The organism is Bacillus sp. FSL L8-0528 (genome assembly GCF_038593085.1).
Lineage (GTDB): Bacteria > Bacillota > Bacilli > Bacillales > Bacillaceae > Bacillus > Bacillus paralicheniformis.
The window spans coordinates 1,156,046-1,175,891 of sequence record NZ_CP151961.1 but is presented as its reverse complement, the minus strand read 5'-3'; the positions used below and the strand labels follow the sequence as shown (position 1 = coordinate 1,175,891).

Here is a 19,846-nt window from a genome sequence, read left to right as displayed (position 1 = left end):
GAAAAAACCGTATGAGCACTTGCACCCCATACGGCTATTTTTGCTTGAACTGCACAAAAAACAGCATCAAAAACGAGATGATCGCGATAGAGGCGACCCACATCCACGCAAGCGTCATATTCCCAGAATCTATCGCCAAGTATATCGCCGTCGGCACCGTCTGCGTCACCCCCGGGATGATACCCGCAAACATCAGCGTTGCGCCAAACTCGCCAAGCGCCCTCGCAAAGCTGAGCACAACCCCCGTCATGATTCCATTTGATGCAAGGGGAACGGTGACAAAGAGGAACACCCTCCATTCGCTTGCGCCGTCAACCCTCGCGGCATCCTCGATGTCGCGATCGACAGCCAGAAATCCCGATTTTGCTGACTGATACATTAACGGGAACGCGACAACCGCAGCGGCGATCACGGCTGCCCACCAGGTAAAAATAACCGGTGCTTGAAATACGTTTTCTATCAAGCGTCCGATCACGCTCTGCCTTCCGAAGATCACGATTAAAAAGAATCCGACAACGGTCGGCGGCAGTACGAGCGGCAGCATCATCACCGTCTCGATAACGGACTTGCCTTTAAAGTTTCGATTCGCCAGGAGCCTCGCTGCAGCAGTTCCAAGCAAAACAGCGATGATGCCCGCTGCAGCTGATACTTGAATCGAAATTTCAATTGGGGAAAAGAATTCCTCAAGCATAACGGCGGTCAGCCCTTCTTAAATCCGTACTTTTCCATTGCCTTAACGGCTTCGTCGCTTTGCAGGAATTGATAAAATTCCTCAGACTGTTCCCTGTGCTTTGTATTTTTTACAATTCCGAGCGGGTAGACAATCGGTGTATGCAGATCACTTTTCGCCGTCTCGACGGTCTCAACCTGATCTGATGAAAGGGCGTCCGTCCGGTAAACGATTCCGGCATCCGCGTTGCCTGTTTCGATATAAGAAAGGACCTGCCTTACATCTTTGCAATAGACGATTTTAGATTGCACTTTAGACCATACGTCAAGGTTCGTCAACGTTTCTTTTGCGTATTTTCCGGCTGGCACTGATTCGGGTTTACCGACCGCAAGCTTTTCGATTTTGCCCTCCGCCAAATCTTTGAAGCTGTTGACATGCTGATTTTTCCCTTTCGGAACGATCAGCACCAGACTGTTTTCGACCAGCTTGACAGAGTCTTTTTTGTCAATTAAACCTTGATCAACTACTCTATTAAATTTGTCTTCAGCAGCAGAAAAAAACAAATCAGCAGGAGCGCCCTGTTCGATCTGCTGCTGCAATGCACCCGATGAACCAAAATTAAACTTTATGGAGACATTCGGATGATCTTTCTCATATACGGAGGAAAGTTCCGCTAATACATCTTTGAGACTCGCAGCCGCGGAAACCGTAATTTGAACTTTTTCAGACTTCCCCTTGGCTGATCCCCCTTTTTCCGCCTGGCAGCCGGCGAACAACACAACCGACATCAAGACGGCCACGGCCGTCAATATTACCTTTTTCAATAGTCTCACTCCATTTTGATATGTATATCACCAATTCGGCACTAACAACCATTTTACGTCAAACTTCATTTTTTTAAAATAGATTGTACTCACCGCACATCATTTTGACACATGTTCGAGGCTCAAACTTTACCATAGGCACATGCAAGCCATCACATACATATAATGGCAGGACGTCAAATATAAAGTGTTGAGGTGAAAAACATGTGGTATGTTCAGCCGTATCTTCCCGCATATCCCGCCAGGCAAAACGACAGGCTGGTCAAAGATCTTGAAAAAGCGATAAACGGAGAGCACAGCGCGGTCGTCTGCTACCAAAAAATCGCCCAAAAGGCGCCGGATTCCGAAACAAAAAAGCAGATTTTAGAAATCAGAGAAGATGAAATCCGCCACTTTAATGTGTTCCTAACATTTTATACGTCTCTTACCGGCCGAAAGCCTGACATTTCCATTACGGAACCTTGTCCGGAACAGTATCGAAACGCGCTGGAGTCCGCATTTAAAGACGAACAAGAAACGGTTGATTTTTATTTGGACATCGCAGACTATGTGAAAGACCGGGCGATACGGGAGGCGTTCAAGCGCGCGGCAGCTGACGAACAAAACCATGCAGTCTGGTTTTTATACTTCTTGTCAAAGAGGTGATCCCGTTCCTCCCGCCTTGATCAATATACCCTTATAGGGTATATTTTTTAAGTAGCGGACTTTTATTTTGACTAAAGAGGTGCTAAAACATTGAACGTGCTGCTTGTAGATGATGAAATCCGGATGCTCGATCTGCTGGAGCTTTATTTAGAACATTATTCATGCACAAAAGCCGCCACCGGAAAAGAAGCCCTGGATTTAATAAAAATGAGCCATTTTGATCTTGTTATTCTCGATATTATGATGCCTGAGATGGACGGATGGATGATTTGCCAAGAGATCCGAAGATTGACAAGCGTTCCGATTATCATGCTCACCGCTAAAAACGGGCAGGATGACATTGTGCGCGGACTGAACTGCGGCGCAGACGATTATTTAACAAAACCGTTCAGCGAAAAAGTGCTGCTTGCCAGAATAGAAGCCGTCCTGCGCAGAACCCGCCGGTTTCATGAAATCCGGTTCCGCGGTTTAATCTGGAATAAACAGCATCATACCTTGCATGTCAATCAACGGGAAATCGGCATTACGCCAAGTGAATTCGATCTGCTCGGAACGCTCTTAAACCACACGGATCAAGCGCTTTCGAGAGACCAATTGATTGAGAACATCTGGGGGTTCAACTCTGATATCGAGGCCCGAACCATCGATTCGCACATGAGAAATTTGCGAAACCGATTGAAAAAAGCGGGCTTTCCGGTTGAAGATCATCTCCGGACCGTCTACGGCGTCGGCTACAAATGGACAAGCAAAGTAACCGGCGCATGAAAAAGATTTCATTTAAGCTCGCAGGTTCATTTTTCATTTTAATCCTTTTCATCGAAGCCATCCTTTTTGCGGCGCTGTATACAACGATTATCAACACAAGAATAAACGAAGAAATCCGCGCGCTCCAACTAAGGGGCAACAGCCACAGAGACGTCCTCGAAAAACATTTTGACAAAAGGACGATAGACCACGTCACCCTGATGGAAACCGAAGCCCGGACAAACGTGATCATAACGGACCAAAATAGACGCGTATTGGCGCAGTCTGCCCCGGGAGACATGACGGAACACCTTCATTTCGAAGAAAAAAACATCCCGAGGAAAGGGACCGCTTTATCGTCCCATTGGAATACATCAAAGTACATTTGTACGATCAGTCCGATCATGAACGGGCGGAAAACGGCCGGCTACGTCTTCATGTATTTGGAGACCTCCTCGATAAAATCCTTGGTGACAAGCATTACGAAGCGGTTTTTCCTCAGCTTCGGCTTAACCGGCGTCTTAACGGCCGCAGCTATTCTTTGGTTCAGCCGTGTATTAGCGAAGCCGATTATTAAACTGAAGGAGGCAACCGAAGGCATCAAAAACGGTCAAGCTTCGATTCCGCTTGATATCAAAAGGAACGATGAACTCGGCGAGCTCGCCGCATCGATCGAAAGCCTTTCTTCAAATCTCAGCAGGCTTCAAAAAGAACGAAACGATTTTCTGTCAAGCGTCGCTCATGAGCTGCGGACTCCGATCACATATATAAAAGGTTACACAGATGTCGCGATGAGAGATAAACTCGATCCACAAGCCAGAAATCAGTATTTGTCGATCATCAAAGAGGAAGCGGACAATTTAAACACCCTTGTTGACGATTTATTTTTGCTGACAAAACTGAAACAGCCGGGATTTCAAATCAGTAAGAAACAGGTTCACCTGCACACATTCATAAAAAAAGAAGTTCAGAAAGCGGCGGTCGCTTTTTCAGAAAAACGAATCAGCCTTTCATTCGACATCCCGACGGCTCTTTATGTCTCAGTCGATGAAGTCCGTTTTTCACAAGTGGTCTCAAATTTGCTGAACAACGCCCGCCAATACTCCGATCCTGATTCAACAGCGGTCGTCACCGCAGCAAAAGCAGAGGACCAGGTCAAGATTACGGTAGCGGACGAAGGCTGCGGCATTCCGGAAGAAGAACGGGATTATATTTTTGAGCGCTTTTACCGGGTCGATAAGTCGAGATCCAGACAAACCGGCGGTACCGGGCTGGGCCTGGCCATCGTGAAAGAAATCATCGAGCTTCACGGCGGGCAGATTGCAGTGAAAAACAGAACCCCGAAAGGAAGCGAATTTATCATCACGCTGCCTTCTAATGTGTAACAAATGTCGAGATGTCTGCACCAGTTTTGCACATTTCCCGGGTATACTACTCAGTAATCTGAACCAAAAAGGAGGAAAACACCATGAAATTGAAATCCGGTTTACTTTTTGTCATGCTTGTTTTCGCGCTTCCGCTCGCAGCATGCCAAAATTCCGGCTCGGGAAACACGGGCGGACATGAGGAGCATCATACGAAGAATCATTCGGAGATGAAAGAAAAAGACGCCGCTTCTCTTCCGAATGATTTCAATAAGCGGGCGGAAGAAGGGCTTCTGGTGAAAAACACAAAGAACACGACAAGACTTGACGCAAATACACCGGAAGAAATGAGCATCAAAACCTCTCAAACGATATGGCCGGCCACTCATAAACAAAACAGGCCGGGCGCAGTGATTTTAGTTTCGGGCGGATCATGGCAGGCAACTCTTGCATCAGCTGATCTGATCCATCACCCGAATAACGGACCTGTTTTAATCGCAGAAAAAGGGAAAATCTCCGGGCAGATTCAGAATGAAATCAAGCGCTTGAACCCGACGGGCACTTCAGACGGAACGCAAATCATGGCTGTCGGAGAGTTCGAGTCAAAAGCGCTTCAAGCTTTGAACTCTTTTAAAATAAAAGAGCTGAAAGGGAAGAACGAGGCTGATCTGGCAAAAGAGATTGACAAAGAATACGCGGATGCAGCCGATGAGTATCCGAAAAGCGTTATCATCGGATCATCTGAGGAAGATGCGGAACTTTATTCGCTCCCGGCTGTAAACTGGATCGCCCACATGCCTGAGCCGATCCTGTACGTGAACAAAAAAGGCATTCCCGAAGAGACGGCCGCAGCATTAAAGAAAAGGGACGGCAAAGCAAACATCTATATTCTCGGCCCTAAAAAAGCCGTTTCAGAAAAAACGGAGGATGCATTAAAGGAATATGGAACAGTCAAAAGAATTTCCGGAGATACGCCTGTCGCAAATTCGATTGCGTTTGCGAAATTCAGCGATAAAAACACCGGTTTTGGGTGGGGAATCACAGATCCGGGACACGGACTGTCGTTCGCATCAACGGCCGCGCCCGAGCTGGCGCTTGCCGGAGCGCCATTTTCCCATTTGGGAAAACACGCTCCTCTGCTTTTACTCAAAAATGGACAGGCAGACAGTACGATGTACAGCTATTTATCCGAGATCGAGCCTTCTTTTCGGGACAGACCGCAGGACGGCCCTTATAACCATGCATTCATTCTCGGATCAGAAAATGAGATTTCATTTCGAACGCAAGGCGTTCTTGATGACATATTGGAAATTAAGTCAGTGGATGGAGGACATTCCGGTCATTAAGAAACACAATGGAGGGGCTCTTACAGAAGAGCCTCTTTTTTGTACCAGATGCCGTAAAAATCAATCCATCCTTCTTCGTTAAGCACAATGCCTTGAATGGCTTCCCCCGCTTTAACGCGAATATTGTTTTGATATAGCGGAATCGTGTAAACCTCTTCTGCCAAGGCGCGGTCCGCCTCACACAGAAGGCTGATCCGCTTGGAATGCTCATCAATGAAACGAAGCTGATCCCTCATCAAGGCGGACTTCCTCTGCCATTCCCCCGGCATATGGACGTGTAAAAAGCTGTTTTCCGTTAAAAGGAGGTGAAGCCAGCTCATTTCTTCCGAACGTCCGAATGTCGCACTGTCGTGAATCAAATCGGCTTTTGCGATCACTTCTTCCTTCATGAGCTCATCCGCTTTCATATAACAAACCTCTAGTGCGATGCCGTACCGCCTGCACCTCTTTTGGATCCATGACGCATCCTCCCGGTGATCCGGTTCGGAAAACGTATAAAGCCGAAGCGGATCGCCTTTGTAATGGCCTTCCATAAGCAGCTTGCCGATGTCGTCGTCCCCGTATTCAGGCGGAAGATCCCGGTTTAGAAAGCCTCCCGCCGGAGCCGTCCGTTGTCCGGCTAATTCACTGACCATATGTGAAGGGGAAATGATTTGCCGCAAAGCCTTCCTGAACGCCTTATGCTTGAGAGGCCCCGATTTGTTTGCATTCACCGAGATGTACTGAACATTCCTTTCCTCGTGCCATTCATCGAAAACCTGACTTTGTTCTTCTTTTTCCATATAAAAACCGTAGTCGACAAGAGAAAAATTGCCATCCATATACCATAGTTCGATCCGGTCTAAAAAAGCCCGCCCTTGAAAATATCGCTCATGCGCTTCAAGCGCGAGAATCCGGTCATCCCGGCGGACAAGTCTGAAAGGACCCGTCCCGATCAACAGTCCGTCATTCTGATGGCGGTTTAAAATAGACAGCCTTTCATCGCAAAGATGATGCAAAAACAGCGAGTTTTTTGCCTTTAAACAAATATCAAAACTATATTCATCCCTGACCGCAACATTTCCGATATCCTCTGCGAGCCATTTGCATTTATTTTCATCATCCAGCATAAAACGCTCAAACGAGTATTTAACATCCTCAGCTGTCAATGTTGTGCCATCATGGAAATAGATCCCTTTCCTCAAATAGAACGTCCACGTTTTTTGGTCGGCGTCACATTCCCAGTGGTGGGCAAGATGCGGCATAAAACCTCCTTCCTTTTCATTAAAACGGATCAATGTATCACATACCTGCTTAACGACATGGCTCTCTGAACGCAGATAAATACGGCACGGATCAAGACGCTTAAAATGCTCTGGCTCCATCGCGGTCATGAGCCTCAGCACATCTTTTTGCTTGCTGCCCTCCGATTCGGTCTGAAAGCCGAAAACGCGCTCAAGCCACTCTTTATATGACGGCAATGCGTCCGGACACGAATGCTGATATGCTTCGAGAAGGTGTCTCGCCCGGTCGATTTTACCTTCTTTCGTATCATTTTTCGCCGTTTCAAGCAGCAGTTCACAAGGTTCTTTTAAAAAGCGGATTTCTGATTTGTTTCCTCTCCCCCTTCCCCTTTTCCAAGCAATCCACTGCAAACCTTCAAGTTTCGCTAAAATCAGTTTTGCGTTCCTCGGTGTGCAATACAGAATATCCGCGATTTCACTGACTGAAATCTCTTCTGCCTCCCCTTCGCTTTCGCATTTAATTCCCGCGGTAAGTTCCATGTAATGTTCGATCGATTTCATCTCCGTTATCCCCCTCTTTATAAAAGGGGAAATTTCTCCCCTGGTTTTCTGTCCTTTTTACTGATGATTTTCCATTTTACACTAATTGCACTGCTATGTTGAAGGAGGATATGAAATGAACCGTTTAAAACAAAGGTACGGTTCTCCCGTGCTGATTTGCTTCTTCGGAGAGTTCCTGACCGGAATAACGGGAGCCATGCTGGCCCCTTTCCTCCTTTTTTATCTGTATGATGTGCTTGGAACCGGCATATTGCCGGTGATGCTCGTCATCGGAGCAAGACCGCTGACCGAGGTCGCGGTGACGCTTGCCGCAGGTGGACTGACGGATCGGATCGGAAGACGGAAGGTGATCCTGGCGGCGCTCGCCTTTCAGACCGTCTCTGCCGCCGGTTTTATGATGGCAGATCACATTTGGCTGTTCGCTCTTTTTTATGTGCTGAACGGCATTGGGGGAGCTTTGTACATCCCTGCGCAGCGGGCCCAAATAACGGACAGCACCGAAAGCGGGCGTCGCTCTGAAGCGTTCGCTGTCCTTCATGCCATTGAAGGGTTGGGCGCAGCGGTCGGTCCGGCCGCCGGACTTGCAGTCTATTCCTATCAGCCAAGCCTGATGTTCGGCTTTCAGGCATGTGCGTTTTTTCTGTATTGGCTTGCTGTTTATTTTAAAATGCCCGAGGTATGGCGGTCAAAAAGGCAAAAGGAGATTTTGGAGAGGGAAAAACTTCTTTCCGCAAAAAAGGTATTTTTTCAGCACCGTCCGGTTCTGTCCTTGATGTTCTTGTCGGTCCCCGTCAGCCTGTTCTATGCTCAACTGGAGTCAAACTACCGCCTTTATCTCGAAACTCTTTTTGAAGATTTCCTATTCACCTTGACTGTTTATACAGTGTGCCGCGCCCTTCTTAGCATTACGATGCAAATTCCGCTTGTCAAATGGACGGAAGGACTGAACATCCAAACGGTCGTTTCCATATCATATGTATGCTACGCTGTGGCAGCGATTGGTTTCGCTTTTTCATCATCGATCTTTTGGCTGCTCTCGACTGCCGTTTTATTTACGGCGGCAGAAAGCATGCTGCTGAATCACATGCAAACCTTTGTCTCGCGCCTTGCTCCCGATCATATGCGGGGCAGATATTTTGCATTTTTCGGCCTGCATTGGGATATTTCCCGGACAATCGGTCCTTTTTTAGGCGGGATGATGTTCATCAAGTTCGGCGGGGCAGCGCTATTTCTTGCTATTGCAGGAATCGTGGCTGCCGGCGGACTTGCACAATACCGAACAGTATTAACATTATCTTCCTGGCTAAGAAAAAACTAATTCTTTATAGTACCTGGTACTAGAACAAAGTGCTATAATAGAAACAGTTTTTATTCGGGAGGCAAGGAGGCATTATGATTACATTAAAAAAACAAACGATCGGCGGGCTTTTAAAATCAACCGCCGGCCGGTTTCCGAATCATGAAGCGGTTGTATATTCTGAGCTCGATTTAAGATATTCGTATCAGGAGCTTGTTGAAGAAACCTCTAAAATTGCAAAAGGGCTGCTCGCGCTCGGCATTCAAAAAGGAGAGCATGTCGCCATCTGGGCATCCAATATACCGGAATGGATTCTGCTCCAGTTTGCGACGGCAAGAATCGGCGCTGTGCTCGTCACCGTCAATACAAGCTATCAGGCGAGAGAACTTGAGTACTTATTGGAACATTCCGATTCCACCACCCTCTTTCTAATGGACGGCTACAAAGGGACATCCTATATCGATATGGTCGACGAGATCATAAAAAATCCGGAAAAGCTGCCGAAGCTGAAAAATCTCGTCTACCTTGGCAAGAATAAAGTCCCTGAACATATGACGGCTTTTGCCGACATCGCCAAACTGGGCGAAACGGTCTCTGATGCCGACCTTTTCGAAAGAGAGCAATCACTCACACACGATGATGTGATCAATATGCAGTATACGTCGGGAACAACAGGCTTTCCAAAAGGTGTTATGCTGACTCACTACAATATCGTCAATAATGCGGCGATCGTTGCCGACAGAATGGGGCTGACGAGCGAAGACAGGCTGTGCATTCCGGTTCCTCTGTTTCACTGCTTCGGCTGTGTGCTAAGCACGCTTGCCTGTGTCGCGTCAGGCGCGGCCATGCTGCCGATCATCGAATTCAAACCGGACATCGTCCTGCAAACGGTCGAAAAAGAGCGATGTACAGGACTGCAGGGTGTGCCGACAATGTTTATCGCCGAGCTCACCCACCCCGATTTTGCAAACTATGACCTATCTTCATTGCGGACCGGGATCATGGCAGGCTCCCCGTGTCCTAAAGAAGTGATGAAAAAAGTGATGAAGCAAATGAATATGACGGATATCACAATCGCATACGGACAAACGGAGTCTTCACCCGTGATTACGCAGACAACGGTCACCGACACGATCGAACGCCGCGTTGAAACCGTCGGTAAAGTGCATCCGCATGTAGAAATGAAAATTGTGGATCCTGACACGGGGGAAACGCTCGGCCCGGACGAGCAAGGTGAACTGTGCACAAGAGGATACCTCGTCATGAAGGGATACTATAAAATGGACGAAGCCACCAAAAAGGTCATTGATGAAGACGGCTGGCTCCATACCGGCGATTTGGCCGAAATGGACCGGGACGGATACGTGAGGATTACCGGCCGCTTAAAAGATATGATCGTCCGCGGCGGTGAAAACATATACCCGCGTGAAATAGAGGAATTCCTTTATGAACATGAGGATATTGTCGATGTACAGGTTGTCGGCGTTCCTGATGAAAAATACGGGGAAAAAACGGCGGCCTTTATTAAATGCAAACCGGGCAAAAAGCTGACGCTTGAAGATGTCAGAGATTTTTGCAAAGGACAGCTTTCATATTACAAAATTCCGGAGTACGTATTTCTGATCGACGAATACCCGCTGACCGCTTCCGGAAAAGTCCAAAAGTATGTGCTTCGCGACCGCGCAGAAGAGCTGCTTGCGAGCCCTGTGCAGTAAACAAAAAGCCGAAAATACCAATCGTATTTTCGGCTTTTTGCTGTTTAAAATACTTTTTTACTGTCGCGCTCTTCCTTCAAAATTTCGACAGCTTCGCGGAAGCGCTGTGAATGAACGATTTCCCTTTCCCGTAAAAATGCCAGCCCGTCATTTAAATCCGGATCATCCGACATGTCAATCAGCCATTGATACGTAGCCCTCGCTTTTTCTTCAGCCGCTATATCTTCATATAAATCGGCAATCGGATCGCCTTTTGCCTGGATGTATGTAGCGGTGAACGGAACGCCGGCAGCGTTATGGTAAAACAGGGCTTTGTCATGGTCTGCGTAATGATCGCCGAGCCCGGCTTCCTTCATCTGTTCGGGTGTCGCGTCTTTTGTTAATTTATATACCATCGTCGCAATCATTTCAAGGTGAGCAAACTCTTCCGTACCGATGTCCGTCAGCAGTCCGACGACTTTGTCAGGAATGCTGTAGCGCTGGTTCAAATAGCGAAGCGCCGCAGCCAATTCGCCGTCCGCTCCGCCGTATTGCTCAATCAAAAATTTGGCAAGTCTCGGATTGCATTCTCTCACCCTAACAGGATACTGCAGTTTTTTCTCATAAAGCCACATGAACCTGACTCCCTTCCTCTATTAAACTTGCCACGGCCAGGGACTTTTTTTCCAGCTCCAATAGGATTCCGTCTGATCCGGGCTCCCTTGCGTCAAAGGGCCGTATTTTGATTCAAACTTCGCTTTCAGTTTTCTTGAATATCCGGCATACTGGTTGTATTGTCTGATGGCGTCGGTATCATCGGGATGTGTATCAAGGTAAAGCATCAGCTCAACGATGACAAAATCGACGGCCTGAATTTCATGGAGCCTTTGATAATAGTCTTGCGGTAAAGAGTTCGTCACCCCCCTTACCTCCCATCTTCATACGGATTTTCATAATGATCGTAAAATACGGGCCAAAGCGTCCCTTTTTGCAGCGCCTCCATCGGGGAAAACTGCGGAAGGCCGCGGGGCTGAAAACCTAGATATAGATTTGGAGGGGTTCTGTAATATCTTTTACCGATCGGAGGACACGGATCAAAAGCGCTGTGAAACGGACGATACGATTTGACTTTGGTGAATGATTCCTTGGAATGTTTCATATCGGTTCACCTCTATTTGTGATCGAATCTAATTTAATGTATTCATATGTTCCATCTGTTATGTTCAAAATGAACGATCAGTTTTTCTTATTAATCTTTTAAATAAATTCGTATTTTACCAATCACTAAAATTATTATATAGTGATATATAGAAATACTTTACTTAGTGAACAAAATGATTGCAGTAATCAGGAAGAAGGTTTTTCATTTGAGGGAAAAAAGAGATTTCCTTCGGGATATATTATTGATATTAATCAGCAGTTTTGGGGGATTTCTTCTCTCTTTGACCGGCATGACGATCGGCTGGATGGTCGGCACAATGACAGCAGCCGCTTGTCTGTCGCTGTTTCGCCCGTCACCGTTAAAGGCTGCTGTCAGACAAAACGGCATCCATCATGGCTGGCTTCAGTTCGGCCAAATGCTATTGGGAATTGAGCTCGGCCAGAAAATCAACATGTCCGTGATTTCGATCTTTAAGGAAAATTGGCTGATTGTCGGCGTCATGCTCCTCCTTTCCGTCGTGTTCGCCATGCTGTCAGGCTTTGTCTTGTGGCGGTTCAGCAAGACCGATATGCTGACGAGTTTTGTGGGAACGGCCCCCGGCGGGCTTTCCGCGATGCCGGGCATCGCTCAGGAAGTGGGAGCGAACACGGCAATCGTCAGTCTCGTGCAGATGATACGTGTGCTTCTGGTCGTCATGACCGTTCCCTTTTTCGTTTTTTTCATAAATGCGAAGCAGCCTGACGCCCATGCTGCCGGCAGTCAAGTGATCGCCGCGGGAACATCGGCATTTGAAGCGCCTCATCTCGCTTGGACTGCGCTGATCGTGCTGGGCGGATTCGGGGTATGCAAAGCGATGAAAGCACTGCGGTTTCCGGCGCCATGGCTGCTCGGAAGCATGACCGGTGCGGCCGTTCTGCAAATCGCAGGCGCTTCAATGACCGGGCTCAGCGCAACAGCCTGGTGGCCCCACGGCTTTTCAGTGCTGTCGCAAATTTGTCTCGGCGCGACGATCGGTTCAAAAATCAGCAAAGAAATGTTTATCGGCGTCAGAAAAACGCTGATCGTCGCACTTGCCAGCTCCGTCGGACTGATCATTGCGATGATTTTAAGCGCCGCCGTCACCGCTAAAGCGGCAGGCATTTCGCTGACAACGGCCATATTGGCATTTGCTCCGGGGGGAATCGCGGAAATGGCGACAACATCTGTCACGCTTCACGCCGACTCTACGTTCGTCGTCGCCGTCCAAGTGTTGAGGGTGGTGCTCGTGATCGCAATGCTTCCTCCATTCTTCCGATTGCTTCATCAAAAGTCGGAAAAATATTCACACCCCCGCCTGAAAAAAGCCCGAGCTGAAGGCTGATCCCTTCGCTCGGGCTTTATTTTTTTATTCAAATTCCGGCAGCCAGTCGCCGTGTGCTTCGATCAATTCATCGCACATGCTTACGATATCATCCATCGATAATTCCGCAGCGGTATGCGGATCAAGCAATGCAGCATGGTAAATGTGCTCTTTTCTTTTTGTTATTGCCGCTTCAATCGTTAACAGCTGTGTATTGATATTGGTGCGGTTTAAAGCCGCCAGCTGTTCAGGCAGCTCGCCCGCGGCGCACGGAGTGATCCGGTTCCGCTCAGCGACGCACGTCACTTCAACGACGGCTTTTTCCGGAAGGTTTGTAATCAATCCTTTATTCAAGACATTTCCGCCGAATGTAAACGGCTGTCCGGTTTCCATCGCTTCGATGATTCTTGAGCCGTATTCGTTTGACCGCTCGTGGGTTAAATGCCGGTTGCCGACGATTTCGCCGCGCATCTTTTCCCAGTTTTGAATCTGCTTCTCGCACCTTCTCAAATATTCGTCAATCGGAATATTCAGCTCTTCAATCAGTTCGGGATAACGGCTTTTGATAAAATAAGGGTGGTACTCCGCGTTATGTTCGGACGATTCGGTCACATAGTAGCCGAATTTATCCATCAGTTCAAACCTGACCATGTCACCATGTTTCGTTTTCTGTTTTTCTTTTGCCCGTTTTTTAATTTCTGGATACAAGTCTTTTCCGTCTTGCTTTACTTCAAGAAGCCAAGCCATATGATTGATGCCGGCGATTCTTTCTTCGATTCGTTCATGCTTCATGCCGAGGGATTTGAAAAGGTCTTTTGTGCATACTTGTACGCTGTGGCAAAGACCGACCGTTTTCACGTCCGTGTATCGAAGCAGCGCACCGGTTAAAGAAGCCATCGGGTTTGTGTAATTTAAGAGCCAGGCGTCGGGCGCCGCGCATTCGATGTCTTTTGCCATATCCAACAAAACGGGAATCGTCCGCAGCGCCCTGAATATCCCGCCGATTCCGACCGTATCGGCAATCGTCTGCTTGAGGCCGTACTTTTTCGGGATCTCAAAATCGATGACTGTGCCCGGTTTATAGCCGCCGACCTGAATGGCATTGATCACATATTTCGCCCCCGCCAAAGCTTCTTTTCTATCGTCATAAGCACGGATCGATACCGTGTTATTATAGCGGTTTTTTAAATGCTCGAGCATTTCTTTAGATTCTTTGAGACGCTGCGGATCGATATCATACAAAGCAAATTCAAATCCGTTGACCGCCGGAACCATCAGGCAGTCCCCCAGCACATTTTTCGCAAAAATCGTGCTTCCAGCTCCGATAAAAGCAATTTTAGTCATTCATATCTTCCTTTCCCCGAGAAATTTCCGCTAACCTTTTAGCGCTCCTGCTGATAATCCTTTTATAAAGTACTTTTGCAGGAATAAAAATAGAATCGTCATCGGCAGCATCGCCATCAGCGAAGCCGCAGCCACCAAGTGCAGGTTGTTCGCATTTTGCCCAAAGAAGCCGGCAATCGCCACAGTCAAAGTCTGCACACTTTTGTCTTGAAGGAAAAAGATCGAAAACTGATAGTCGTTCCAAATGAATACACAGGCAATAATGCATATCGTCGCAGTCACCGGTTTTAATAAAGGAAAGACGATTCTGAAGAAAATGCCCGCCGTGCTCGCCCCGTCGATTCTTGCCGCCTCTTCAAGCTCTTTCGGAATCGTCGAGCGGATAAATCCGGCATACAAAAAAATCGTCAAGGGCATATAAGCCGCCGTATTATTCAATATCGCGATTTCGAGCGTATTCAGCATGCCGAGCTCCACCACCATTTTGTATAAAGGAACCATGGATGTCAGCGGCGGAATGATCATAATGCCGATAAACAGGAAGTAAACGGCTTGATTGAGCTTTGTTCTGCGCCTGGCGAGCGGATAGGCCGCCAGAGAGCCGATCACAATCAACAGAGCCGCCGAAGCAAAAGTGATCACAGCGGTATTGAAAAACGAGCCGGCCAGACCTGCTTTATCCCATGCTTCTGCGAAATTACCGAGGCTGATTTCGTCAGGAAACTTCCATTTCGAGCTGAAATCCCCCTTTGCTTTCAGCGCGGTCGTCAGCAAAATATAAAATGGAATCAGGTGAAAAACGGTAATACATACGGCCAGCGCCGTCCACAGCGCCCGCTTCTTTTTCTCTTGGCGATTCATCTAGGCTTCGACCTCCTTGCGCTTAAAATAAATAAGAGCCGTAAAGCTGATCAGCAGTATCAACGCCGCCATGAAAACCCCCTGAGCGGCTGCATAACCTGCATCCTGCCTTTTAAAATACAAATCGTACATAAAAGTCGACATCGATTGCGAAGCATTTCCCGGACCGCCGCCTGTCAGCGCTAAAATGACATCAAACAGCTTCAGTCCGCCGATGATATTGATGACCATATTGATTGTGACAGAAGGCATCAACAGCGGCAGCGTAATCTTCCAAAACTGCTGAAAACCGCTTGCCCCGTCGATTTGCGCCGCTTCATAAAAATCTTTCGGAATGCTTCCGAGACCAGCTAAATAAATGACCATCGCAATACCGACAAACTGGTATGAATTGACAAATACGATGATCCACGGATTGATTTCCGGGCTGCTCAAGGCGTTTACAGGACCTGCCCCGAATAATTTCAGCACATCGTTCAAGGCGCCTCCTTCATAGGTGAAGAAAAAATACCAGATATACCCCATGATCAGCGGGCTGATGATGACGGGCAAATAGACAACCGTACGTGTCAGCGCTTTCATTCTGATGCTTTTAAACAGCAGGAGGGCATAGAGAAGACCGATGACATTTTGCAAAATCGTACTGCCCAGTCCATACAGCAGGGTGTTTCTGACGACAAGCCATGTGGCCGGGTCGGCCAGCATCCGTTTATATTGGACAAAGCCGATCCAGTCATACGACTGTGAAAAACCGTTCCAGTTCGTAAACGTGATTTTTATGCCGCTCGCAAACGGATAAATCATAAAGATGGATACAAGCGCCAAGGCGGGAAGATACATCCACCAGAGCGATCCGTTTTTCTTCACAAATCCCCTTTTACTTTCCGCAATAGTCAGACTTTTTCCTTTAGCTAATTCGCTCATCATTTCACCCTTCTTTTTTCATCATGATGATAACGACCCTTTCTATTGTTCTTGTAATCTGCTGTATTCCTGTTTCATTTTTTCCGATACCTGCTTCGGCGTTAACGTGCCGGCCAAAAGTTCCTGTCCCGTCGTCCCCATGACGTCCCACATTCCGCTCGGGAGGTAAACACGGTCAAAGTACGGTTCGATTTCGATTTCTTTATATTGATCATAAAACTTAGAATAGTAGTTTTCTGCTTCTGTGTTGGTTAACGCTTGAGGAAATGAGGTGGCTTTGGCGATCTTTTTCGCATATTTGGGCTGTGCGGCGAATTCAATAAACCGCTTTGCTTCTTCGAGGTGTTCTGAGTCTTTCCAGACAGCAACGGTATGGCGCTCTCCTCCAATCCAGCTCGGTTTGTCGCCTTCAAAAACGGCTGGCGTCGGCATCACGCCTAACTGGATATCGGGGTTGACTTCTCTCGTATCAGGGCCGATCGATGTGACCGAGAGGGTAAAGCCGATTTTTCCTTGTGCCATTAATTCGACCAATTGCGACGGTTTTGCCGTTAGGACATCTTTATTGATCAATTGCTTTTCCTGCATTTCTTTAAAGGTTTCTGCGAGAAGTGTGTAGGCGGACCAGTCGAATGTGCCGTTTTCCAAAGCTTTTTTTTCATTGCGGCGATCATCTGTGATGAGAAGCGGGGTGGCAAACTGATCATAAAACTGAGCTAAAGCGCCTTTATCTGAACCGGCGAACCAAAAAGGAATGACATTCCCATTGCTTTTTTCTTTGATCGTTTCCAGCGCGTGCATCAGTTTGTCCAACGTGTGCGGAGGCTTGAGACCGTATTTCTTCAACAAACCGGCATTGTAGACGATCCCGTCTTTTGCCTGATTGAAAGGGTAGGCATATACTTTGCCTTTTTCATCCTTCAAAATCGGATCGAGGTTTGGATCGAGATGCTTCACCCAATCCATGTCTTTTAAATCTGCGGTGTATTCCCCGTAGCGGATTTTTGCCCAGCCGTGCGTATCGAACAAGTCAGGCATGTCATTTGCCGCCATTTTGACGCGCAGCATATTTTCATAGTCCGGGCCGGGGAAGCTGATATCGATTTTGATGCCTTCATTTTCTTTTTCAAAATCATCTGCGATGCTTCTGAGCGTGTTTTTTTCACTGTCGTTTGTCATTGTCGAAAACATTGTAAGTGTGACCTCTCCGTTCTTTCCGGCATTCTTTCCCGAGCAGCCCGCTGCTAGTGCAGGCAAAATGATCAGGAGAATAAAAGAGAAAATGATTTTTTTCATCAATTTCACTCCAATTATGAAATTTTGGGCGGTGGATAATGCGCTTTCATCATTTACTATAATTTAGTAAACCTGTTTGCCTCACCTCCTTGAAAAGCGCCTGATCCTTACCATTAGCTCCGCTTGCTGAATCCGCAGCTTTCCCGAATAATCAGCTCTGAAGGTACGGTCACTTTCAGCGGGAGTTCCCGTCCTTTCATTCTGTCGAGCAGCAGTTTCACACCCGTCCGGCCCATCTCTTCTGTATGAACCTTTACGGTAGTCAATGGCGGATTAGCAAATTCGGATGCTTCAATGCCGTTGAAGCTGACGATGGCAACATCTTCGGGAACCTTGAGTCCCGATTCTCGAAGAGCCCGGAGCGCGCCGATGGCCATTGAATCGCTGGCGATAAAAAAAGCTTCGGGAACGTTTTTCTCAAGAAGCGCTTTTTTCATCAGCTCATAGCCTTGCTGCATCGAATACTCGCCGACATAAATGTGCTTCGCGTTTTCCGAACCGGCCATCTCCAGAAACGCAGTCAGCCGTTTGTCTTCGATTTCAATGGCGCTTGTCTCCTGATCGCTGATTCGAAAGTGCTCTTTTTCTCTTCCGCCGATATAACCGAGCCTTGTATAGCCGAGCGATTTCAAATGGTTCAGCGCCCTCCCCGTCGCCTTCTCAAAATCGACGACAACCGAGTCGCGCAGTTCTTCATTGTCTGTATGGTTGATGTACACGACGTTGTTGAGCGCCCCCATGCACTGCTGCAAGCCGGCAAAATCGATCCTTCCGATGACGATTAAGCCGTCGACATCGCCTGCAGGCTGATTTGAGCGGATGCTGCTCAGCTGAAAAAACTTCGTAATAAACGCTCCTCTATCAAAACACTCGCTTTCAATTCCTTGCCTGATGGAATAAAAGTATGGATCGTTCAGCTCTTCTTCCTGTGATTGGCAGACAACAATGCCGATTCGCGGGCTTTCCCCGCTTTCTGTGGCATATACGTCGCGGCGCCTGCGCGTGCTTTTATAGCCGAGCCGGTCTGCTATATCCAAAATCCGCTGCCTTGTTTCAGGAGCCACTGCTAATGACTGGTCATGGTTCAAAACCCTTGAAACCGTTGTGCTTGATACTTTAGCCTGAAGCGCAATTTCTTTAATCGTCGCCATTTTCATCCCGTCCTGTCTTTAGAATCCATATTCACTAAACTTTACTAAAGACATCATAACAAACAAAGAAAAAGTTTTCAATATTTTAAAAAAATCAGAAATTAGATTTCTCTACAAAAAAACCCGCCCCTTAGCTCAGGAGCGGATGTTCAAAATTCATTCCGGGTATCCGATTTAACCGACCATCTTTTCAGCAATCTGCATGTCGCCGGATGGCGAATGAGTTTCTGCCGCAAACCATCCCGAACATACGACGGCAGCAATCGCAGCAACAATGAACAGTTTTTTCATCACATTCCCTCCACTTTTTTCATTTTTTCTTCCGCTTTAATCGCTTCCAAAAAGAAATGTGCGGCCTCTTTATAAAGAGACTTTGATCTGTAAACATTGGCCGTTAAGAGTGAAAGTTCTCTGGCACTGTCGTAATGCTTTGCTTGAAAGAGGATTTCTATGTTGTCTTTGCAGTCTTTAACCGCCTGTTCACCACCTCCAGCATAAGCCGCATATAAAATATCGATTTTAGCGTCAAATATTTCATTCGCCGCAGATTGCGACCTTTCCTTCCCTTCTTTGTAAAAGGCTGCGGCGCGTTCATAGTCTCCGGTTTTAAACAGCTCTTTGATCATTAAAAACACGGCATTGAAATAATAATCCGATGCAGCATATGCATGATCATTCAAAACGATGTCTAAAAATTGAATGCTCTTGTCCGATTTGTCCATCGCCGCATAAAGCAAGGCAAAATTATGAAGGAGCTGCATTTCTTTAAAATGGTCGCCGGCTTTTCTGACAGTATGGATTGCTTCTGTTAAATATTCTTCCGCCTCTGTATATTTCCCCATCTCGGTATAATTTCCGGCCATTGTAATATAAGTTGAGACAAGGTTCATGTCATGGTCGCCATGTCCTTTGAAAATTTCCATCGCCTGCCGGGTATGGTTTAAAGAGACGATATTCTGGCCCAAGTAATAGTAGAGCTTTCCGACTTTATCGTGAAATTGGGCAACTTCAATTTCATCATGTACATGAGCAAGCTTCTTCTCGGCAATTTTATAGAAGCTGATTGCCTGCTCATAATTTTTTTTATACACTTCATAAGCTCCTGAAAACAGGTAGTAGTAATAGGATGTCATATGTGATGCAGCACTGTCGCCGGCCGTTACGTCGTGCTGCTCTATCTTTTTGCCTCTCGCATCGTAGAGCATAATTTTATGCCGCAGTTCCAGCAAGGAATAGTAGATCAAAACTTCCTGATCTTCCTCCATGTCTGCCAGCAGCGGTTTGATTTGTTCAAACAGCCTGATCGACTGTTCAGCATCGCTTCTTCTAATTGCGCGGTACCATGTATTGAGCATGTTGGCGACTTCTTCCGCGGCGATTTTGTTCATATGGAGCTCCTTT

At 47.1% G+C, this 19,846-nt stretch carries 20 protein-coding genes; 7 read left to right on the top strand and 13 right to left on the bottom strand.

What is annotated here, in order from left to right:
- Nucleotides 1-34: 34 nt before the first annotated feature.
- Entirely contained in the window at nt 35-691 is a 657-nt protein-coding gene (gene modB, locus MHI30_RS05905; protein ID WP_075754887.1) for a molybdate ABC transporter permease subunit, read from the bottom strand.
- A gap of 8 nt (nt 692-699) precedes the next feature.
- Nucleotides 700-1,494 (bottom strand): molybdate ABC transporter substrate-binding protein, encoded by a 795-nt coding sequence (gene modA, locus MHI30_RS05900; protein WP_075754885.1) that lies wholly within the window; start codon nt 1,492-1,494, stop codon nt 700-702.
- 204 nt (nt 1,495-1,698) lie between these two features.
- On the opposite strand from modA, the gene MHI30_RS05895 reads away from it, so the two are divergent.
- The 4 genes from MHI30_RS05895 to MHI30_RS05880 all read left to right on the top strand — a co-directional run bounded on the left by MHI30_RS05895 (nt 1,699) and on the right by MHI30_RS05880 (nt 5,593).
- A complete protein-coding gene (locus MHI30_RS05895; protein ID WP_048350704.1) occupies nt 1,699-2,139 on the top strand; it encodes a ferritin-like domain-containing protein in 441 nt (146 codons plus the stop codon).
- 90 nt (nt 2,140-2,229) lie between these two features.
- Nucleotides 2,230-2,904, top strand: coding sequence for a response regulator transcription factor (locus tag MHI30_RS05890; RefSeq protein WP_075754883.1), 675 nt, complete (start codon nt 2,230-2,232; stop codon nt 2,902-2,904).
- Nucleotides 2,901-4,268, top strand: coding sequence for a HAMP domain-containing sensor histidine kinase (locus tag MHI30_RS05885; protein WP_048350705.1), 1,368 nt, complete (start codon nt 2,901-2,903; stop codon nt 4,266-4,268). Before MHI30_RS05890 ends, MHI30_RS05885 begins: the two co-directional genes overlap by 4 nt.
- Nucleotides 4,269-4,351: 83 nt before the next feature.
- The gene (locus MHI30_RS05880; RefSeq protein WP_057957832.1) at nt 4,352-5,593 is read left to right on the top strand and encodes a cell wall-binding repeat-containing protein; all 1,242 of its coding nucleotides are present in this window, start codon (nt 4,352-4,354) and stop codon (nt 5,591-5,593) included.
- Nucleotides 5,594-5,613: 20 nt separating this feature from the next.
- On the opposite strand, the gene MHI30_RS05875 is transcribed toward MHI30_RS05880, so the two are convergent.
- Complete coding sequence (locus MHI30_RS05875; RefSeq protein WP_075754881.1) at nt 5,614-7,377, bottom strand: ABC transporter substrate-binding protein; 1,764 nt, start codon at nt 7,375-7,377, stop codon at nt 5,614-5,616.
- Between the two features lie 115 nt (nt 7,378-7,492).
- On the opposite strand from MHI30_RS05875, the gene MHI30_RS05870 reads away from it, so the two are divergent.
- Entirely contained in the window at nt 7,493-8,695 is a 1,203-nt protein-coding gene (locus MHI30_RS05870) for an MFS transporter (protein WP_048350706.1), read from the top strand.
- 74 nt (nt 8,696-8,769) lie between these two features.
- Complete coding sequence (locus MHI30_RS05865) at nt 8,770-10,389, top strand: AMP-binding protein (protein ID WP_057957833.1); 1,620 nt, start codon at nt 8,770-8,772, stop codon at nt 10,387-10,389.
- A 44-nt stretch (nt 10,390-10,433) separates the two neighbouring features.
- Here the strand turns inward: MHI30_RS05865 and MHI30_RS05860 are convergent, their stop codons facing one another.
- From MHI30_RS05860 to MHI30_RS05850, 3 genes are read right to left on the bottom strand one after another with little or no spacing between them, the layout of a single operon-like run.
- Nucleotides 10,434-11,003: a manganese catalase family protein gene (locus MHI30_RS05860; protein ID WP_023856600.1), complete on the bottom strand. Its 570-nt coding sequence runs from the start codon at nt 11,001-11,003 to the stop codon at nt 10,434-10,436.
- A gap of 21 nt (nt 11,004-11,024) precedes the next feature.
- On the bottom strand, nt 11,025-11,288 hold the full coding sequence (locus MHI30_RS05855) for a spore coat protein CotJB (protein ID WP_020450859.1): 264 nt from the start codon (nt 11,286-11,288) through the stop codon (nt 11,025-11,027).
- 5 nt (nt 11,289-11,293) lie between these two features.
- On the bottom strand, nt 11,294-11,527 hold the full coding sequence (locus MHI30_RS05850; protein ID WP_020450858.1) for a spore coat associated protein CotJA: 234 nt from the start codon (nt 11,525-11,527) through the stop codon (nt 11,294-11,296).
- 208 nt (nt 11,528-11,735) lie between these two features.
- Here MHI30_RS05850 and MHI30_RS05845 point away from each other — a divergent pair, with 208 nt between their 5' ends.
- Nucleotides 11,736-12,890 carry an AbrB family transcriptional regulator gene (locus tag MHI30_RS05845; RefSeq protein ID WP_075754877.1) on the top strand — a complete coding sequence of 385 codons (1,155 nt, stop codon included), beginning with the start codon at nt 11,736-11,738 and terminating at the stop codon, nt 12,888-12,890.
- Nucleotides 12,891-12,914: 24 nt separating this feature from the next.
- Here the strand turns inward: MHI30_RS05845 and melA are convergent, their stop codons facing one another.
- The 7 genes from melA to MHI30_RS05810 form a co-directional block, all read right to left on the bottom strand.
- Nucleotides 12,915-14,213 carry an alpha-galactosidase MelA gene (melA, locus tag MHI30_RS05840; protein ID WP_048350670.1) on the bottom strand — a complete coding sequence of 433 codons (1,299 nt, stop codon included), beginning with the start codon at nt 14,211-14,213 and terminating at the stop codon, nt 12,915-12,917.
- Between the two features lie 30 nt (nt 14,214-14,243).
- Nucleotides 14,244-15,074 (bottom strand): carbohydrate ABC transporter permease, encoded by an 831-nt coding sequence (locus tag MHI30_RS05835; protein WP_048350669.1) that lies wholly within the window; start codon nt 15,072-15,074, stop codon nt 14,244-14,246.
- Nucleotides 15,075-15,998, bottom strand: a complete 924-nt coding sequence (locus tag MHI30_RS05830) for a sugar ABC transporter permease (protein WP_075754875.1) — start codon at nt 15,996-15,998, stop codon at nt 15,075-15,077.
- A gap of 42 nt (nt 15,999-16,040) precedes the next feature.
- Complete coding sequence (locus tag MHI30_RS05825; RefSeq protein ID WP_048350667.1) at nt 16,041-17,294, bottom strand: extracellular solute-binding protein; 1,254 nt, start codon at nt 17,292-17,294, stop codon at nt 16,041-16,043.
- A 113-nt stretch (nt 17,295-17,407) separates the two neighbouring features.
- Nucleotides 17,408-18,445 carry a LacI family DNA-binding transcriptional regulator gene (locus MHI30_RS05820; protein WP_048350666.1) on the bottom strand — a complete coding sequence of 346 codons (1,038 nt, stop codon included), beginning with the start codon at nt 18,443-18,445 and terminating at the stop codon, nt 17,408-17,410.
- 174 nt (nt 18,446-18,619) lie between these two features.
- Nucleotides 18,620-18,736 carry a hypothetical protein gene (locus tag MHI30_RS05815; protein WP_020450851.1) on the bottom strand — a complete coding sequence of 39 codons (117 nt, stop codon included), beginning with the start codon at nt 18,734-18,736 and terminating at the stop codon, nt 18,620-18,622.
- Complete coding sequence (locus tag MHI30_RS05810) at nt 18,736-19,833, bottom strand: Rap family tetratricopeptide repeat protein (RefSeq protein WP_048350665.1); 1,098 nt, start codon at nt 19,831-19,833, stop codon at nt 18,736-18,738. Before MHI30_RS05810 ends, MHI30_RS05815 begins: the two co-directional genes overlap by 1 nt.
- Nucleotides 19,834-19,846 lie beyond the last annotated feature (13 nt).

Excerpts from the sequence above, each read along its gene's own strand:
- modB (WP_075754887.1), bottom strand. The coding sequence starts at position 691 with ATGCTTGAGGAATTCTTTTCCCCAATTGAAATTTCGATTCAAGTATCA.
- MHI30_RS05895 (WP_048350704.1), top strand. The coding sequence starts at position 1,699 with ATGTGGTATGTTCAGCCGTATCTTCCCGCATATCCCGCCAGGCAAAAC.
- MHI30_RS05885 (WP_048350705.1), top strand. The coding sequence starts at position 2,901 with ATGAAAAAGATTTCATTTAAGCTCGCAGGTTCATTTTTCATTTTAATC.
- MHI30_RS05880 (WP_057957832.1), top strand. The coding sequence starts at position 4,352 with ATGAAATTGAAATCCGGTTTACTTTTTGTCATGCTTGTTTTCGCGCTT.
- MHI30_RS05875 (WP_075754881.1), bottom strand. The coding sequence starts at position 7,377 with ATGAAATCGATCGAACATTACATGGAACTTACCGCGGGAATTAAATGC.
- MHI30_RS05870 (WP_048350706.1), top strand. The coding sequence starts at position 7,493 with ATGAACCGTTTAAAACAAAGGTACGGTTCTCCCGTGCTGATTTGCTTC.
- MHI30_RS05865 (WP_057957833.1), top strand. The coding sequence starts at position 8,770 with ATGATTACATTAAAAAAACAAACGATCGGCGGGCTTTTAAAATCAACC.
- MHI30_RS05860 (WP_023856600.1), bottom strand. The coding sequence starts at position 11,003 with ATGTGGCTTTATGAGAAAAAACTGCAGTATCCTGTTAGGGTGAGAGAA.
- MHI30_RS05850 (WP_020450858.1), bottom strand. The coding sequence starts at position 11,527 with ATGAAACATTCCAAGGAATCATTCACCAAAGTCAAATCGTATCGTCCG.
- melA (WP_048350670.1), bottom strand. The coding sequence starts at position 14,213 with ATGACTAAAATTGCTTTTATCGGAGCTGGAAGCACGATTTTTGCGAAA.
- MHI30_RS05835 (WP_048350669.1), bottom strand. The coding sequence starts at position 15,074 with ATGAATCGCCAAGAGAAAAAGAAGCGGGCGCTGTGGACGGCGCTGGCC.
- MHI30_RS05830 (WP_075754875.1), bottom strand. The coding sequence starts at position 15,998 with ATGAGCGAATTAGCTAAAGGAAAAAGTCTGACTATTGCGGAAAGTAAA.
- MHI30_RS05825 (WP_048350667.1), bottom strand. The coding sequence starts at position 17,294 with ATGAAAAAAATCATTTTCTCTTTTATTCTCCTGATCATTTTGCCTGCA.
- MHI30_RS05820 (WP_048350666.1), bottom strand. The coding sequence starts at position 18,445 with ATGGCGACGATTAAAGAAATTGCGCTTCAGGCTAAAGTATCAAGCACA.
- MHI30_RS05815 (WP_020450851.1), bottom strand. The coding sequence starts at position 18,736 with ATGAAAAAACTGTTCATTGTTGCTGCGATTGCTGCCGTCGTATGTTCG.
- MHI30_RS05810 (WP_048350665.1), bottom strand. The coding sequence starts at position 19,833 with ATGAACAAAATCGCCGCGGAAGAAGTCGCCAACATGCTCAATACATGG.